This window comes from Streptococcus mitis, assembly GCF_009496155.1.
Lineage (GTDB): Bacteria > Bacillota > Bacilli > Lactobacillales > Streptococcaceae > Streptococcus > Streptococcus mitis_BQ.
On the sequence record NZ_WIJP01000001.1, the window covers coordinates 65,792 to 81,348 of the forward strand.

The window sequence follows — 15,557 nt, forward strand, 5'->3', positions numbered from 1 at the left end:
TTAAAGGAGTAAACAATGTCTAAGAAATTAACATTTCAAGAAATTATTTTGACTTTGCAACAATTTTGGAATGACCAAGGTTGTATGCTTATGCAGGCTTATGACAACGAAAAAGGTGCAGGGACAATGAGTCCTTACACTTTCCTTCGTGCTATCGGACCTGAGCCATGGAATGCGGCTTATGTAGAGCCATCACGTCGTCCTGCTGACGGTCGTTACGGAGAAAATCCTAACCGTCTTTACCAACACCACCAATTTCAGGTTGTCATGAAGCCATCTCCATCAAATATCCAAGAACTTTACCTTGAGTCTTTGGAAAAATTGGGAATCAATCCTTTGGAACACGATATTCGTTTTGTTGAGGACAACTGGGAAAACCCATCAACTGGTTCAGCTGGTCTTGGTTGGGAAGTTTGGCTTGATGGGATGGAAATTACTCAGTTCACTTATTTCCAACAAGTCGGTGGATTGGCAACTGGCCCTGTGACTGCGGAAGTTACCTATGGTTTGGAGCGTTTGGCTTCTTATATTCAAGAAGTAGACTCTGTCTATGATATAGAGTGGGCTGATGGTGTAAAATATGGAGAAATCTTTATCCAGCCTGAGTATGAGCACTCAAAATATTCGTTTGAAATTTCTGACCAAGAAATGTTGCTGGAAAACTTTGATAAGTTTGAAAAAGAAGCTGGTCGTGCTTTGGAAGAAGGTTTGGTTCACCCTGCCTATGACTATGTTCTCAAATGTTCACACACCTTTAACCTGCTTGATGCGCGTGGTGCAGTATCTGTAACAGAGCGTGCAGGCTATATCGCTCGTATTCGTAACCTAGCCCGTGTCGTAGCCAAAACCTTTGTCGCAGAACGCAAACGCCTAGGCTACCCACTTTTGGATGAAGAAACACGAGCTAAACTCTTAGCAGAAGACGCAGAATAGTGAGTAATATTGTGCTCTAAAATCGTTAGAGGCAAATCGAAGACTTGCTAGAGGGATATGCACCGCCGTACTGTTATGTGAGGATTTTTGAAACCTTAGGTTCAAAAATTAGTCAGCTAAATCCACTTTGATGAGACTGTTGGAAATCTTAATTAATTTTGCATTAGATTTCCATACAGACTCACAAAGTTAGTTAGCGACGTCCCCAGTACCTAAGGTGCATATCAAAAAGATTGAAGAAAATGTAAAGGAAAAAACATGACAAAAAACTTATTAGTAGAACTCGGTCTTGAAGAATTACCAGCCTATGTTGTCACACCAAGTGAAAAACAACTAGGCGAAAAAATGGCAGCCTTCCTCAAGGAAAACCGCCTGTCTTTTGAAGCTGTTCAAACCTTCTCAACACCACGTCGTTTGGCTGTTCGTGTAACTGGTCTTGCAGACAAACAGTCTGATTTGACAGAAGATTTCAAGGGTCCAGCAAAGAAAATCGCCTTGGATAGTGATGGAAACTTCACCAAAGCAGCCCAAGGATTTGTCCGTGGAAAAGGCTTGACGGTTGAAGATATCGAATTTCGTGAAATCAAGGGTGAAGAATATGTCTATGTCACTAAGGAAGAAGTTGGTCAAGCAGTTGAAGCCATTGTTCCAGGTGTTGTGGATGTCTTGAAGTCACTGACTTTCCCTGTCAGCATGCACTGGGCAGGAAATAGCTTTGAATACATTCGTCCTGTTCACACTTTGACTGTTCTTCTAGATGAAGAAGAGTTTGACTTGGATTTCCTTGATATCAAGGGTGGGCGTGTGAGCCGTGGCCATCGTTTCTTAGGACAAGAAACCAAAATTCAGTCAGCTTTGAGCTATGAAGAAGATCTTCGTAAGCAGTTTGTAATCGCAGATCCACGTGAACGTGAGCAAATGATTGTTGACCAAATCAAAGCAATCGAAGTTGAGCATGGTGTACATATCGAAATTGATGCGGACTTGCTTAATGAAGTCTTGAACTTGGTGGAATACCCAACTGCTTTTATGGGAAGTTTTGATGCTAAATACCTTGAAGTTCCAGAAGAAGTTTTGGTGACTTCGATGAAGGAACACCAACGGTACTTTGTTGTCCGTGATCAAGATGGAAAACTCTTGCCAAACTTCATTTCTGTTCGTAACGGAAACGCAGAGTATTTGGAAAATGTCATCAAAGGAAATGAAAAAGTTTTGGTAGCTCGTTTGGAAGACGGTGAATTCTTCTGGCGTGAAGACCAAAAATTGGTGATTTCAGACCTTGTTGAAAAATTAAACAATGTCACTTTCCACGAGAAGATTGGTTCCCTTCGTGAGCACATGATTCGTACGGGTCAAATCGCTGTACTTTTGGCTGAAAAAGCAGGTTTGTCAGTGGATGAAACAGTTGCCCTAGCTCGCGCAGCTGCCATTTACAAGTTTGACTTGTTGACAGGTATGGTTGGCGAATTTGACGAGCTCCAAGGCATTATGGGTGAGAAATATGCCCTTCTTGCTGGGGAAACTCCAGCGGTGGCTGCTGCTATTCGTGAACACTACATGCCTACATCAGCTGAAGGAGAACTTCCAGAGAGCAAGGTCGGCGCAGTTCTTGCCATTGCAGACAAATTGGATACGATTTTGAGTTTCTTCTCAGTAGGTTTGATTCCATCAGGTTCTAATGACCCTTATGCCCTTCGTCGTGCGACCCAAGGTGTGGTTCGTATCTTAGATGCCTTTGGTTGGCACATCGCTATGGATGAGTTGATTGATAGCCTTTATGCATTGAATTTTGACAGCTTGACTTATGAAAATAAAGCTGAAGTTATGGACTTTATCAAGGCTCGTGTTGATAAGATGATGGGTTCTACACCAAAAGATATCAAGGAAGCCGTTCTTGCAGGATCAAACTTTGTTGTGGCGGATATGTTGGAAGCAGCAAGCGCTCTCGTGGAAGCAAGCAAGGAAGAAGACTTTAAACCATCTGTTGAATCACTTTCTCGTGCCTTTAACTTAGCTGAGAAGGCAGAAGGTGTTGCTACAGTTGATTCAGCACTATTTGAAAATGACCAAGAAAAAGCCTTGGCAGAAGCAGTAGAAACACTTACTTTATCAGGATCTGCAAGTCAGCAATTGAAACAGCTCTTTGCTCTTAGCCCGGTTATTGATGCTTTCTTTGAGAATACCATGGTAATGGCAGAAGATCAGGCTGTTCGTCAAAATCGCTTGGCTATCTTGTCTCATTTAACTCAAAAAGCAGCTAAACTTGCACGTTTTAACCAAATCAATACCAAATAAAATCTGTTGAACGGATTAAATCTTATCACAAAGGAGAAGAAATGGATCAGAAAAAAATTGATCGTATCAACGAGCTTGCTAAAAAGAAAAAAGCAGAAGGCTTGACACCAGAAGAAAAAGTGGAACAAGCTAAACTACGTGAGGAGTACATCGAAGGTTATCGTCGCTCTGTTCGTCACCACATTGAGGGAATCAAAATTGTGGACGAAGAAGGAAACGATGTTACACCAGAGAAACTACGTCAGGTACAACGTGAAAAAGGCTTACATGGTCGTAGTCTCGATGACCCAAATTCATAATAAATATTCTTTCTTTTAACAAAGATAGATGAAATAATAACTAAAAGACTAGCAGTTTGTGTTTGCTAGTCTTTTTTTGCTAAAAAAGGAACCAAGATGGTTCCTAAAACTATTATTAGTTACTTGCGCCAGATGTAGCGTCTGCGCCACCACCGTGGCCTCCAGCATCACCTGCATCAGAAGCTCCAGATGTAGCATCTGCATCGCCGTGACCATGTCCGCCAGCAGATGCTGCAGCATTTCCACCAACTAGACGTTGACCAGTTGTTTCTAAGTACCAATCAAGCCATGGTTGGAAGTTAAAGATAATTTCATTAATTCCAGCATATGAGCCATCTGGATAGTACATTGCCTTGTAGTTATGAGTATTAATAACACCTTCTGGTTGTCCTGGTACAATTGTACGGACATATTCTTGATCTCCGTTACGTAGTACACCGACAACCCATTCAACGTTTTTCATTCTTGCAGGTGGAAGAGAAGCATGTACTGTTCCTAGTCGGCTACCTGCTTGAACTCGCACACGTTTACCATACATTGTGTTTGGATCTTGGTGGGCATTATTATAGTACAAGAATTGGTTATTATCATCCGCATATGTCAACTCGAATGGCATTGCTTTCAAGAACATATCAATTTGGTTAACTGTCAAGATACCGTGGTCTAATTTAACGTAAGTATCTCCAGAAACAGCTCCAACAAGCTCAGCTGCTTTTTCTACCCATTCAGGATCATCAGGGTCAACACCTTGAATGGTAGTTGCAATTGGATTTGTACAATATAAATCTTCTGGTGCGATTGGTTTTGGTTTTTTCAATTTTGAAACGACTCCCACATATTTTACAAAGTTGTCTAAACATGTTTCAAGGAAATTAATAGTTCCTTCATTTGTGATATTCCCATTAACATCAAAGGCTTCTTTAGCTTTACCGAGAAGGAATTCATTTCCTGGAAGAGTATAGGCATTGACACCTGGAGCGTCAAGAATCTTACGAAGGTGAACTTGGGCACGAGAAGTACCTTGGTCGTAGTAAGATGCTCCCACAATCATGACTGGTTTGTTTTCAAATGGATGAACTTCATATGAAAGCCATTCAAGAACAGATTTTAGAGAAGCTGAGATTGTATGGTTGTGCTCAGGAGTAGCGATGATAACACCATCAGCACGAGTAATTTTATTATATAAATAACGTAATTGGAAACTTTCGTCCCATTTTTCGTCTTGGTTAAACATTGGAACTTCGTCAATTTCAAGAACTTCTAATTCAAATTTGAGTTTGAAGTGACGACGGATGAATTCCAAGAGTTTACGGTTATATGATTGATCGTAGTTTGATCCTACAAGTCCAACAAATTTCATTCTTTTTGGTCTCCTATCTTACAAATTTTCCCAGTCAAAGTCTTCAGCATCTTTGCGAAGTAGTTCTTGTGCATTACGCAATTTTTCAGTAATTTTTACAAAGATACGGAAGTCGTCAAAAGTGGCATCCAGTTTTTTGATAACATCAAGATCTACTAGATCACCACTTGGGGTGAAAGCTTGAAGAGAATGTGAAAGCAAGAATTCATCTGGAAGAACACTTGCTTTAATTTCTGGGGCATTCAAGATTTGGCGAAGTTGTAATTGGGCACGTGATGAACCAAGCGTACCGTAAGAAGCACCAGTAATCATGATTGGTTTGTTCAAGAGTGGATAAATACCGTATGACAACCAAGCAAGAGCGCTCATCAAAACAGCTGGGATAGAGTGGTCATACTCAGGAGTACCGATAATAACGCCATCTGCCTCTTCAATTTTAGCAGCAATTTCTAGAATTTCAGCAGGTACTTGCTTGTCAGCTGGTTTGTTGAAGACAGGAATGTCTTTAATTTCAACAAGTTCAATTTCAGCTTTTTCAGCAAAGTGTTTTTGCATGTATTGAAGCAATTGGCGGTTTGTAGAACGTTTTGAATTTGTTCCAACAATAGCAATAAGTTTTAACATGAGATTTCCTTTCTCTTTTTACATAATACGATTTTAAAACTCCATTGAAATATCTATTTCTATAGAGTAGGAATTCCTGAAGAACAGCTTAGGTGACCTTCCTTATCGATGAGGATAGCTTCGATGCCCTCCAAACTTTCGACTTGCCAGAGGATAGAAGCTGGTCTTTCTCCAAATAGACGAGTTGTCCAGATTTCACCATCAACTGATTTATCAGAGATGATTGTCAGACTTGCTAGCTCCGTTTCAACAGGATATCCTGTTTGACTGTCAAAAATATGATGGTAATCTTGTCCATCAACTGTCAGGTGACGTTCATAAATGCCTGAAGTGACGACAGACTTATTGACAACAGGGATGGTCATTAAATGATTCCCTCTTGGATTGGCCGGGTCTTGAATCCCGATTTGCCAAGGTTGATCCCCTCTTGCCTGATTTTTTCCAATGGTCAGGATATTCCCTCCCAGATTGATCAAGGCAGATGTCACTCCCTCTTCTCTAAGAAATTGGGCAACCTTATCCGCACTATAACCCTTGGCTAAACAACCAAGATCGATCTTCATTCCTTTCTGTTTCAAGAACACAGTGGAAGCAGAAGAATCTAACTCGATAGAATGAGGATTGATTAAAGGTAGCACTGATTCAATTTCTTGAGGTTGGGCAACTTTAGCATCTGAAAAACCGATGCGCCAGGTTTGAATCAAGGGACCAATGCTGATATTGAGATGACTAGAAGGCGCTAGGCTATGCTCTAATCCAAGTGAAATCAGTTCGAACAGGTCTGGATGAACTTTGACTGGAGCTATTCCAGCTTGATAATTGATTTCCATCAACTCAGATTCTTGGCTATTGGCATTGAAGCGGTATTCAAGTTCTTTGAGCAAATCAAAGGATTTTTGAAGCAAGCTATCGGCTCGCTCATCTACTAATGAAATAGTGATAGTAGTCCCCATTAGCCGTTCGGAATGTGAACTAAGAGGCAAGCTACCAACTCCTTTCTCTTATGAAAAGAAAGCTGAAATATAGTAAATTTATGAAAAATGAACCCCTTACATTTTCTTTCCATGATACTAGCATACCATAAAGTCAGCGTTTTCACAAATAAAATTTGTAAAGTTGTCAAGAAATATGCTCAGAAAATAAAGAGCAATTGTAAGATAGACTGATAAAATACAGATTATTTACATTTTTTTACAAAAAAATCGGGAAAATTAGCTAAACTCTTGTAAACGCTAACAGTAAATGTTATACTAGAAGAGTAAATTTAAAATTGAAGGTAGGAATTTTTCTATGAGTAAAATCGTTGTAGTTGGTGCTAACCACGCTGGTACAGCATGTATTAATACTATGTTGGATAATTTTGGCAATGAGAACGAAATCGTTGTATTCGACCAAAACTCTAACATCTCTTTCCTAGGATGTGGAATGGCTCTTTGGATCGGTGAACAAATTGACGGTGCTGAAGGTTTGTTCTATTCTGATAAAGAAAAATTGGAAGCTAAAGGTGCTAAGGTTTACATGAACTCACCAGTTCTTTCAATCGACTACGACAACAAAGTTGTTACAGCAGAAGTTGAAGGAAAAGAGCACAAAGAATCATACGAAAAATTGATTTTCGCTACAGGTTCTACACCAATCTTGCCACCAATCGAAGGTGTTGAAATTGTTAAAGGAAACCGCGAATTTAAAGCAACTCTTGAAAACGTACAATTCGTTAAATTGTACCAAAACGCTGAAGAAGTTATCAATAAGCTTGCTGACAAGAGCAAACACCTTGACCGTATTGCCGTTGTTGGTGGTGGTTATATCGGTGTTGAACTTGCTGAAGCCTTTGAACGTCTTGGAAAAGAAGTTGTGCTCGTTGATATTGTAGATACTGTCTTGAACGGTTACTATGACAAAGACTTCACACAAATGATGGCGAAAAACTTGGAAGACCACAACATCCGTTTGGCTCTTGGTCAAACTGTTAAAGCAATCGAAGGTGACGGTAAAGTAGAACGTTTGATTACTGATAAAGAAACTTTCGATGTGGATATGGTTATCCTTGCAGTTGGTTTCCGTCCAAACACAGCCCTTGCTGACGGTAAGATTGAACTCTTCCGCAACGGTGCCTTCCTTGTAGATAAGAAACAAGAAACATCACTTCCAGGTGTATTTGCCGTTGGTGACTGTGCGACTGTTTATGACAATGCTCGTAAAGACACTAGCTACATCGCCCTTGCTTCAAATGCTGTTCGTACTGGTATCGTTGGTGCTTACAATGCTTGTGGTCATGAATTGGAAGGAATCGGTGTTCAAGGTTCAAACGGTATCTCAATCTATGGTCTTCACATGGTTTCAACTGGTTTGACTCTTGAAAAAGCAAAAGCTGCGGGTTACAATGCGACTGAAACAGGCTTTAACGATCTTCAAAAACCAGAATTCATGAAACATGATAACCATGAAGTAGCCATCAAGATTGTCTTTGACAAAGATAGTCGTGAAATTCTTGGTGCCCAAATGGTTTCACATGATATTGCAATTAGCATGGGAATCCACATGTTCTCACTTGCTATCCAAGAGCATGTGACAATTGATAAATTGGCATTGACAGACCTCTTCTTCTTGCCACACTTCAACAAACCATACAACTACATCACAATGGCTGCCCTTACAGCTGAAAAATAATATTTGATGAACTATCTGGCCTTAAGTTAAGGTCAGATAGTTTTTTAGGTAACCTGTACCCATACAATTGCGATTTTTTTATCTTGTGATTCACTCTAATCTGGCTTAAAATGAAATGGTAGCTACTAATATAAATAATGAGGATAAAACAAATGACTGAAAATCGTTATGAATTAAACAAAAACTTGGCGCAGATGCTCAAAGGTGGGGTAATCATGGATGTTCAAAATCCTGAGCAAGCTCGTATAGCAGAAGCTGCTGGTGCGGCAGCTGTTATGGCCTTGGAGCGGATTCCAGCTGATATTCGTGCAGCTGGTGGGGTTTCCCGTATGAGTGATCCAAAGATGATTAAGGAAATCCAAGAAGCGGTTAGTATTCCAGTGATGGCTAAGGTCAGAATCGGACATTTTGTTGAAGCTCAGATTTTAGAGGCTATTGAGATTGACTATATCGATGAGAGTGAAGTTCTATCTCCAGCTGACGACCGTTTCCATGTGGACAAGAAAGAATTCCAAGTTCCTTTTGTTTGTGGGGCTAAGGACTTGGGAGAAGCTTTGCGTCGTATCGCTGAAGGCGCTTCTATGATTCGTACAAAAGGAGAACCAGGTACAGGAGATATTGTCCAAGCTGTTCGCCATATGCGTATGATGAATCAGGAAATTCGCCGCATTCAAAATCTACGTGAGGACGAACTTTATGTTGCTGCTAAAGACTTGCAAGTCCCTGTAGAATTGGTTCAATACGTCCATGAACATGGGAAATTGCCAGTTGTAAACTTCGCAGCTGGAGGCGTTGCAACGCCAGCAGATGCTGCACTGATGATGCAATTAGGGGCAGAGGGTGTCTTTGTCGGTTCAGGTATTTTCAAGTCAGGAGATCCTGTTAAACGAGCGAGTGCCATTGTTAAGGCTGTGACTAACTTCCGTAATCCTCAAATCCTAGCTCAAATCTCTGAAGATCTAGGAGAAGCCATGGTTGGTATTAATGAAAATGAAATCCAAATTCTCATGGCAGAGCGAGGAAAATAGATGAAAATCGGAATATTGGCCTTGCAAGGTGCCTTTGCAGAACATGCAAAAGTGCTAGATAAACTAGGAGTCGAGAGTGTTGAAATCAGAAATTTAGAGGATTTTCAGCAAGATCAGAGTGACTTGTCGGGTTTGATTTTGCCTGGTGGGGAGTCTACAACCATGGGCAAGCTCTTACGAGACCAGGACATGTTGATTCCCATCCAAGAAGCCATTCTATCTGGCTTACCAGTATTTGGGACCTGTGCGGGTTTAATTTTGCTGGCTAAGGAAATTACTTCTCAGAAAGAGAGTCATCTAGGAACTATGGATATGGTGGTCGAGCGTAATGCTTATGGGCGCCAACTAGGAAGTTTCTATACGGAAGCCGAATGTAAGGGAGTCGGTCAGATTCCAATGACCTTTATCCGTGGTCCAATTATCAGTAGTGTTGGAGAAGGTGTAGAAATTCTAGCAAGAGTTGATAATCAAATCGTTGCAGCCCAAGAAAAAAATATGTTGGTAACTTCTTTTCATCCTGAATTGACTGATGATGTGCGCTTGCACCAGTACTTTATCGAAATGTGTAAAGAAAAAAGTTGAGACTGAGTTTCTCAACTTTTTTACATGTAATAAACAATGGCGATGTATTGGAGGGCAGATGCTGCTAGGATAAAGAGATGCCAAATCATGTGGAAATAAGGTTTTTTCTTGGCGTAAAATCCAGCTCCAACTGTATAACAGAGTCCGCCAGTTACCATGAGACTCCAGAAAATTGGTGTCGTTTGACTGATAATGGCTGGAATGATAGCCAGAACCAACCAGCCCATAATCAGGTAAAGAGCAAGGCTAAATTTCTCATTGACTTTTTTAGCAAAGATTTTATAGAGAATACCAAAGATGGTCGTTCCCCATTGGATGGCAATAATTAGATAGCCAAACCAGTTATTCATTAAGGTCAAGACGACGGGCGTGTATGAGCCAGCAATGGCAACGTAAATCATAGAATGGTCGATGATTCGCAAGACATATTTATGGGTCGAACCATAGGCCATAGAGTGATAAATGGTGGATGATAGGAACATGAGAAAGAGACTGATGACAAAAATGGAAACACCTATAGAGGATAAAAAGCCTTGTGCTTCGTAACTATAGGTGGATGAAATAGGGAGTAAGATGAGCATGATGACTGCACCTACGGCATGGGTCACGCTATTAGCAATTTCCTCTCCAAAACTGAGTTGTTTGCTGAGTTTAAGACTAGTGTTCATTGGCTTTCCTCCTCTTCAGTATGATGGATTAAGGCTAGGGTTTGATGATAGAGTTTAATGGTTTGGCAACTACTTTGGATAATAGGGTTAGCTGGGTCAATTCCTTGGTTCATGTAGTCCACAAAAGCATCGTAGAGTTGGTCTGAACTTGCTTGAATTTGTAGAGTATTAAGTGTATGTGCTATTTCTTGAATAGAAAATATAGACTTGAGTGTTGTGATAGCAATCAGACGGGCAATCTGTTGGCGTTGGTATTTTTTCTTGTCAGGCTTTGTCAGGTAACCATGTTTCACATAATTATTGACCATAGATGCTGTTAGTCCCTTGTCTTTATCAGTAGAAATAGGGGCGCAGACCTGATTGACATAGAGCAAAACCTGGTCCAGATAGAGGTCAATATTTGGAATTTCTGCCCATTTTGGGTAGGAAAAGGTGATTTTCATTTCAGACTCCTTTTTATCTAGTTTTGACAACTAGATTATAAAATAACAAAAACAAAAAGTCAAGTTTTAACTGCTTGTGAAAAGGCTTAAATTATGCTATGATGGGAGAAACTAGTCAGAAATGAGGAGAAAACATGGAGATTCGTTTAGCTTTTCCAAACGAAGTAGATGCCATCATGCAGGTGATGGAGGATGCAAAGAAATGTTTAGCAGATGCTGGTAGTGACCAGTGGCAAAATGGTTATCCAAATGCTGATATTATTATTGAGGATATAATCTCAGGTCAAGCCTATGTAGCCTTGGAAGATGGAGAACTACTAGCCTATGCTGCTGTGACTAAGAGTCCAGAGGAGGCCTATGAAGATATTTATGAGGGAAACTGGCAAGCTGGAGAGTCAGAATATCTAGTCTTTCACCGTATTGCTGTGGCAGCAGATGTGCAGGGACAAGGAGTTGCTCAAACCTTCTTAGAGGGCTTGATTGAAGGATTTGATTATCTAGATTTTCGCTCAGATACGCATGTTGCCAACAAGGTCATGCAACATATTTTTGAAAAACTTGGTTTTAAACAGGTTGGTAAAGTGCCTGTTGATGGCGAACGCTTGGCCTATCAAAAATTGAAGAAATAATGCAAAAGAAGTACGCAAAAATGCTCTATTCTTCGCCGATTGGTTCTCTTTCTCTTGTAGCTGATGATCATTATTTGTATGGAATTTGGGTACAGGAGCAGAAGCATTTTGAGAGGGGGATAGGAGATGACACGATAGAAGCAGTTGTTAGTCATCCCATTTTAGACTCAGTTATTGCTTGCTTAGATGCTTACTTTAAAGGCAAGTCTCGGGATTTATCCGACTTGCCCTTGGCTCCAATCGGAACGGATTTTGAAAAGCAAGTTTGGTCCTATTTACAGGGAATTCCTTATGGTCAGACAGTGACCTATGGACAAATAGCCCGAGATCTGCAAATGGCTTCTGCTCAAGCAATTGGTCGAGCGGTAGGACGCAATCCGTGGTCTATTCTAGTACCTTGTCATCGGGTGCTGGGAGCAGGAAAGCGTTTGACAGGTTATGCTGCAGGAGTGGAAAAGAAAGCTTGGCTCTTGGGGCATGAAGGCGTAGATTTTAAAGAGATAAACAATAGAAAGTGAAGCACATGTTAGAATTTATCGAATACCCAAAATGTTCAACTTGTAAAAAAGCAAAACAAGAATTAAACCAACTCGGTGTGGACTACAAAAACGTCCATATCGTGGAAGAAACACCTAGTCAAGAAGTCATTTTAAACTGGCTAGAAACCTCAGGGTTCGAGCTAAAGCAATTTTTCAACACCAGTGGAATCAAATACCGTGAATTAGGGCTGAAAGATAAGGTAGAAAGTCTGTCAAACCAAGAAGCAGCCGAGTTGCTAGCAAGTGATGGAATGTTGTTAAAACGGCCGATTTTAGTAGAAAATGGAACTGTTAAGCAAATCGGTTATCGAAAAACTTATGAAGAATTGGGATTGAAATAGTTTTTACTTATCTCTTTGATAGATAAAATATATAACCTCCCTGTTTCAAAGTATGATAAACTAGTAGGTAGACAAAGTCTGTATCTGACCGTAGCAAATAATTTCATTGACGGCAGAAGTATGGTAGAATGAATCATTATCAGGAGAGGATGTTTTTATGAATGTTACAACGATTTTAGCATCAGATTGGTACCAAAACTTGATGCAATTGATTCCGGATGGCAAGCTTTTTAGCCTGCGTTCGGTCTTTGATGGAATTCCAAGAATTGTCCAACAACTTCCAACAACGATTATGTTGACAATTGGTGGTGCCCTTTTTGGATTGGTTTTGGCTCTGCTTTTTGCTATTGTGAAAATCAATCGTGTCAAGATTTTATATCCCTTGCAGGCATTCTTTGTTAGCTTCTTAAAAGGGACACCGATTTTGGTGCAACTCATGTTGACCTACTACGGAATTCCTTTGGCTTTGAAAGCTCTCAATCAGCAATGGGGTACTGGTCTCAATATCAATGCGATTCCAGCTGCTGTTTTTGCGATTGTAGCCTTTGCCTTTAATGAGGCAGCTTATGCTAGTGAAACCATTCGTGCAGCCATTCTCTCAGTCAATCCTGGTGAGATTGAGGCGGCACGAAGTCTGGGTATGACCCGAGCGCAAGTTTATCGTCGAGTGATTATTCCAAATGCGGCAGTTGTGGCGACTCCAACCTTAATTAATTCCCTAATCGGCTTGACCAAAGGAACTTCTCTAGCCTTTAGTGCGGGTGTTGTGGAAGTCTTTGCCCAAGCTCAGATTCTGGGTGGAGCTGATTACCGCTATTTTGAACGCTTTATCTCCGTTGCCCTTGTTTATTGGGTAGTCAATATTGGAATTGAGAGCCTCGGTCGTTTCATCGAGAGAAAAATGGCTATTTCTGCACCAGATACAGTGCAAACAGATGTGAAAGGAGACCTTCGTTAATGATTAAGGTTTCGAATTTAAGCAAATCCTTTTCAGGACAAACTGTCTTGGATCATCTGGACTTGGATATTCAAAAAGGGGAAGTTGTAGCCTTGATTGGTTCCTCAGGAGCTGGAAAATCAACCTTCCTTCGCAGTCTCAATTATCTTGAAACACCTGACAGTGGCTCTATTCAGATTGATGATTTTTCAGTTGATTTTTCTAAAATCACTCAAGAAGAAATCCTTGCTCTACGCCGTAAGCTATCTATGGTTTTCCAACAGTTTAATTTGTTTGAACGCCGCACAGCACTTGATAATGTGAAAGAAGGCTTGGTTGTTGTCAAGAAATTGTCTGATCAAGAAGCGACTAAGATTGCCAAGGAAGAGTTGGCTAAGGTTGGGCTTTCTGATCGTGAAAATCATTACCCTCGCCATTTATCAGGTGGACAGAAGCAACGGGTTGCCTTGGCGCGTGCGCTTGCTATGAAACCAGATGTTTTGCTCTTGGACGAACCAACTTCAGCCCTTGACCCAGAATTGGTCGGCGAAGTAGAAAAGTCTATTGCAGATGCTGCTAAGTCAGGTCAAACCATGATTTTAGTTAGTCATGATATGTCCTTTGTAGCCCAAGTGGCTGATAAGATTCTCTTCTTAGATAAGGGGAAAATCATTGAGTCTGGAACACCGGATGAAATTATCCACCATCCTAAAGAAGAGCGGACAAAAGAATTCTTCGCTAGTTACAAACGGACTTATATTTGATATAATAGACAAAGGAAAACTCAGTTAGCTGGACTAGCTGAGTTTACTCTTTAAAAAAGATAGAAATGAGAGAAATCATGCTATTGCAACTATTTTCTTTATATTTCGAGAGTTTGATCTTGACTACCATCCTCGTCCTGATTTTTTTAGGGATTTGGATTGGACTGAGAGCCATGTCGGGAGTTGATAAGACAGTCAAGGCTCGCCAAGCCCATCTCTATGATATGATTATGATTGGGGTCTTGGTTGTTCCAGTATTATCCTTTGCGGTTATGAGTTTAATTCTTGTTTTCAAGGCATAATCCTTGCATGATTGACAAGAAAGAGTTAGAATAAAGATAGTTACAACAAGAAAGAAGGAATCTATATGTACGATACTATTATTATCGGTGCTGGACCTGCAGGGATGACTGCAGCCTTGTATGCTGCTCGCAGCAATCTGAAAGTAGCCTTGATTGAAGGTGGTTTGCCAGGTGGTCAGATGAATAATACATCGGATATTGAAAATTACCCTGGATACGCTAATATTAGTGGGCCAGAATTGGCAGAAAAGATGTTTGAACCGCTTGAAAACCTTGGTGTTGAGCACATTTATGGTTATGTTGAAAATGTAGAAGACCATGGTAATTTTAAGAAAGTGATGACTGATGACCAAACATATGAAACCCGTACAGTTATCGTAGCGACTGGCTCTAAACACCGTCCTTTGGGAGTGCCTGGAGAAGAAGAACTGAATAGTCGTGGTGTTTCATACTGTGCCGTGTGTGATGGTGCCTTCTTCCGTGACCAAGATTTGTTGGTAGTTGGTGGCGGAGATTCAGCTGTCGAAGAAGCCATCTTCTTGACTCGTTTTGCTAAGACTGTTACCATTGTTCACCGTCGTGATCAACTTCGAGCCCAAAAGGTTTTACAAGACCGCGCCTTTGCGAATGAGAAAATCAGCTTTATCTGGGATTCTGTTGTCAAGGAAATCAAGGGTGAAAACCGAGTAGAATCTGTCGTATTTGAAAATGTGAAAACAGGTCAAGTGACAGAGCAAGCCTTTGGTGGCGTCTTTATCTATGTTGGCTTGGACCCTCTTAGCGATTTTGTTAAAGAATTGAATATCCAAGATCAGGCAGGCTGGATTGTGACAGATAATCACATGAAGACTGCAGTTGATGGTATCTTTGCAGTTGGAGATGTTCGTTTGAAAGATCTTCGCCAAGTAACAACGGCAGTTGGAGATGGAGCTATCGCTGGTCAAGAAGCCTATAAATTTATCACAGAACATAGTTAATACACTTCGAAAATCTCTTCAAACCACGTCAGCTTCGCCTTGCCGTAGGTATGGGTACTGACTTCGTCAGTTCTATCCACAACCTCAAAACAGTGTTTTGAGCTGACTTCGTCAGTCTTATCTACAACCTCAAAGCACTGCTTTGAGGTGTCTACAGCTAGCTTCC

18 protein-coding genes are annotated in these 15,557 nt (G+C 40.7%); 13 read left to right on the forward strand and 5 right to left on the reverse strand.

Annotated elements, in window-relative coordinates; translation table 11 throughout:
* Window positions 1-15 precede the first annotated feature (15 nt).
* The 3 genes from glyQ (at window position 16) to GEZ84_RS00335 (ending at window position 3,527) form a co-directional block, all read left to right on the forward strand.
* The gene (glyQ, locus tag GEZ84_RS00325; RefSeq protein ID WP_000038736.1) at window positions 16-933 is read left to right on the forward strand and encodes a glycine--tRNA ligase subunit alpha; all 918 of its coding nucleotides are present in this window, start codon (window positions 16-18) and stop codon (window positions 931-933) included.
* A 258-nt stretch (window positions 934-1,191) separates the two neighbouring features.
* On the forward strand, window positions 1,192-3,228 hold the full coding sequence (gene glyS, locus GEZ84_RS00330) for a glycine--tRNA ligase subunit beta (protein WP_153222857.1): 2,037 nt from the start codon (window positions 1,192-1,194) through the stop codon (window positions 3,226-3,228).
* 41 nt (window positions 3,229-3,269) lie between these two features.
* Window positions 3,270-3,527 (forward strand): DUF896 family protein, encoded by a 258-nt coding sequence (locus GEZ84_RS00335; protein ID WP_000372163.1) that lies wholly within the window; start codon window positions 3,270-3,272, stop codon window positions 3,525-3,527.
* Window positions 3,528-3,642: 115 nt separating this feature from the next.
* Here GEZ84_RS00335 and GEZ84_RS00340 read toward each other — a convergent pair whose 3' ends face one another.
* Genes GEZ84_RS00340 through GEZ84_RS00350 form a run of 3 tightly spaced genes read right to left on the reverse strand, consistent with a single transcriptional unit; the run spans window position 3,643 to window position 6,494 of the window.
* Window positions 3,643-4,887, reverse strand: a complete 1,245-nt coding sequence (locus GEZ84_RS00340) for an NAD(P)H-dependent oxidoreductase (RefSeq protein ID WP_125421183.1) — start codon at window positions 4,885-4,887, stop codon at window positions 3,643-3,645.
* An 18-nt stretch (window positions 4,888-4,905) separates the two neighbouring features.
* A complete protein-coding gene (locus tag GEZ84_RS00345) occupies window positions 4,906-5,511 on the reverse strand; it encodes an NADPH-dependent FMN reductase (RefSeq protein WP_153222858.1) in 606 nt (201 codons plus the stop codon).
* Between the two features lie 59 nt (window positions 5,512-5,570).
* The gene (locus GEZ84_RS00350; protein WP_153222859.1) at window positions 5,571-6,494 is read right to left on the reverse strand and encodes an FAD:protein FMN transferase; all 924 of its coding nucleotides are present in this window, start codon (window positions 6,492-6,494) and stop codon (window positions 5,571-5,573) included.
* Between the two features lie 307 nt (window positions 6,495-6,801).
* Here GEZ84_RS00350 and nox point away from each other — a divergent pair, with 307 nt between their 5' ends.
* The 3 genes from nox to pdxT all read left to right on the forward strand — a co-directional run bounded on the left by nox (window position 6,802) and on the right by pdxT (window position 9,791).
* Window positions 6,802-8,181, forward strand: coding sequence for a H2O-forming NADH oxidase (gene nox / locus GEZ84_RS00355; RefSeq protein WP_153222860.1), 1,380 nt, complete (start codon window positions 6,802-6,804; stop codon window positions 8,179-8,181).
* A gap of 152 nt (window positions 8,182-8,333) precedes the next feature.
* Entirely contained in the window at window positions 8,334-9,209 is an 876-nt protein-coding gene (gene pdxS / locus GEZ84_RS00360; RefSeq protein ID WP_000138517.1) for a pyridoxal 5'-phosphate synthase lyase subunit PdxS, read from the forward strand.
* Complete coding sequence (gene pdxT, locus GEZ84_RS00365) at window positions 9,210-9,791, forward strand: pyridoxal 5'-phosphate synthase glutaminase subunit PdxT (protein ID WP_153222861.1); 582 nt, start codon at window positions 9,210-9,212, stop codon at window positions 9,789-9,791.
* Between the two features lie 20 nt (window positions 9,792-9,811).
* Here pdxT and trhA read toward each other — a convergent pair whose 3' ends face one another.
* Both trhA and GEZ84_RS00375 read right to left on the reverse strand, forming a co-directional pair.
* Window positions 9,812-10,459 (reverse strand): PAQR family membrane homeostasis protein TrhA, encoded by a 648-nt coding sequence (gene trhA, locus GEZ84_RS00370; RefSeq protein ID WP_153222862.1) that lies wholly within the window; start codon window positions 10,457-10,459, stop codon window positions 9,812-9,814.
* Window positions 10,456-10,902: a DUF1836 domain-containing protein gene (locus tag GEZ84_RS00375; protein WP_153222863.1), complete on the reverse strand. Its 447-nt coding sequence runs from the start codon at window positions 10,900-10,902 to the stop codon at window positions 10,456-10,458. The genes trhA and GEZ84_RS00375 overlap by 4 nt, the downstream gene beginning before the upstream one ends.
* A 134-nt stretch (window positions 10,903-11,036) precedes the next feature.
* On the opposite strand from GEZ84_RS00375, the gene GEZ84_RS00380 reads away from it, so the two are divergent.
* From GEZ84_RS00380 to trxB, 7 genes are all read left to right on the forward strand, one after another.
* A complete protein-coding gene (locus GEZ84_RS00380) occupies window positions 11,037-11,531 on the forward strand; it encodes a GNAT family N-acetyltransferase (RefSeq protein ID WP_153222864.1) in 495 nt (164 codons plus the stop codon).
* Complete coding sequence (locus GEZ84_RS00385) at window positions 11,531-12,049, forward strand: methylated-DNA--[protein]-cysteine S-methyltransferase (RefSeq protein WP_153222865.1); 519 nt, start codon at window positions 11,531-11,533, stop codon at window positions 12,047-12,049. Before GEZ84_RS00380 ends, GEZ84_RS00385 begins: the two co-directional genes overlap by 1 nt.
* Before the next feature lie 5 nt (window positions 12,050-12,054).
* Window positions 12,055-12,411 (forward strand): arsenate reductase family protein, encoded by a 357-nt coding sequence (locus GEZ84_RS00390; protein WP_153222866.1) that lies wholly within the window; start codon window positions 12,055-12,057, stop codon window positions 12,409-12,411.
* Window positions 12,412-12,568: 157 nt separating this feature from the next.
* Complete coding sequence (locus tag GEZ84_RS00395) at window positions 12,569-13,369, forward strand: amino acid ABC transporter permease (RefSeq protein ID WP_001103451.1); 801 nt, start codon at window positions 12,569-12,571, stop codon at window positions 13,367-13,369.
* Window positions 13,369-14,112, forward strand: a complete 744-nt coding sequence (locus GEZ84_RS00400) for an amino acid ABC transporter ATP-binding protein (RefSeq protein ID WP_153222867.1) — start codon at window positions 13,369-13,371, stop codon at window positions 14,110-14,112. The genes GEZ84_RS00395 and GEZ84_RS00400 overlap by 1 nt, the downstream gene beginning before the upstream one ends.
* Window positions 14,113-14,189: 77 nt before the next feature.
* Complete coding sequence (locus tag GEZ84_RS00405) at window positions 14,190-14,414, forward strand: DUF4059 family protein (RefSeq protein ID WP_020900216.1); 225 nt, start codon at window positions 14,190-14,192, stop codon at window positions 14,412-14,414.
* 65 nt (window positions 14,415-14,479) lie between these two features.
* Complete coding sequence (gene trxB / locus GEZ84_RS00410) at window positions 14,480-15,391, forward strand: thioredoxin-disulfide reductase (RefSeq protein WP_153222868.1); 912 nt, start codon at window positions 14,480-14,482, stop codon at window positions 15,389-15,391.
* Window positions 15,392-15,557 lie beyond the last annotated feature (166 nt).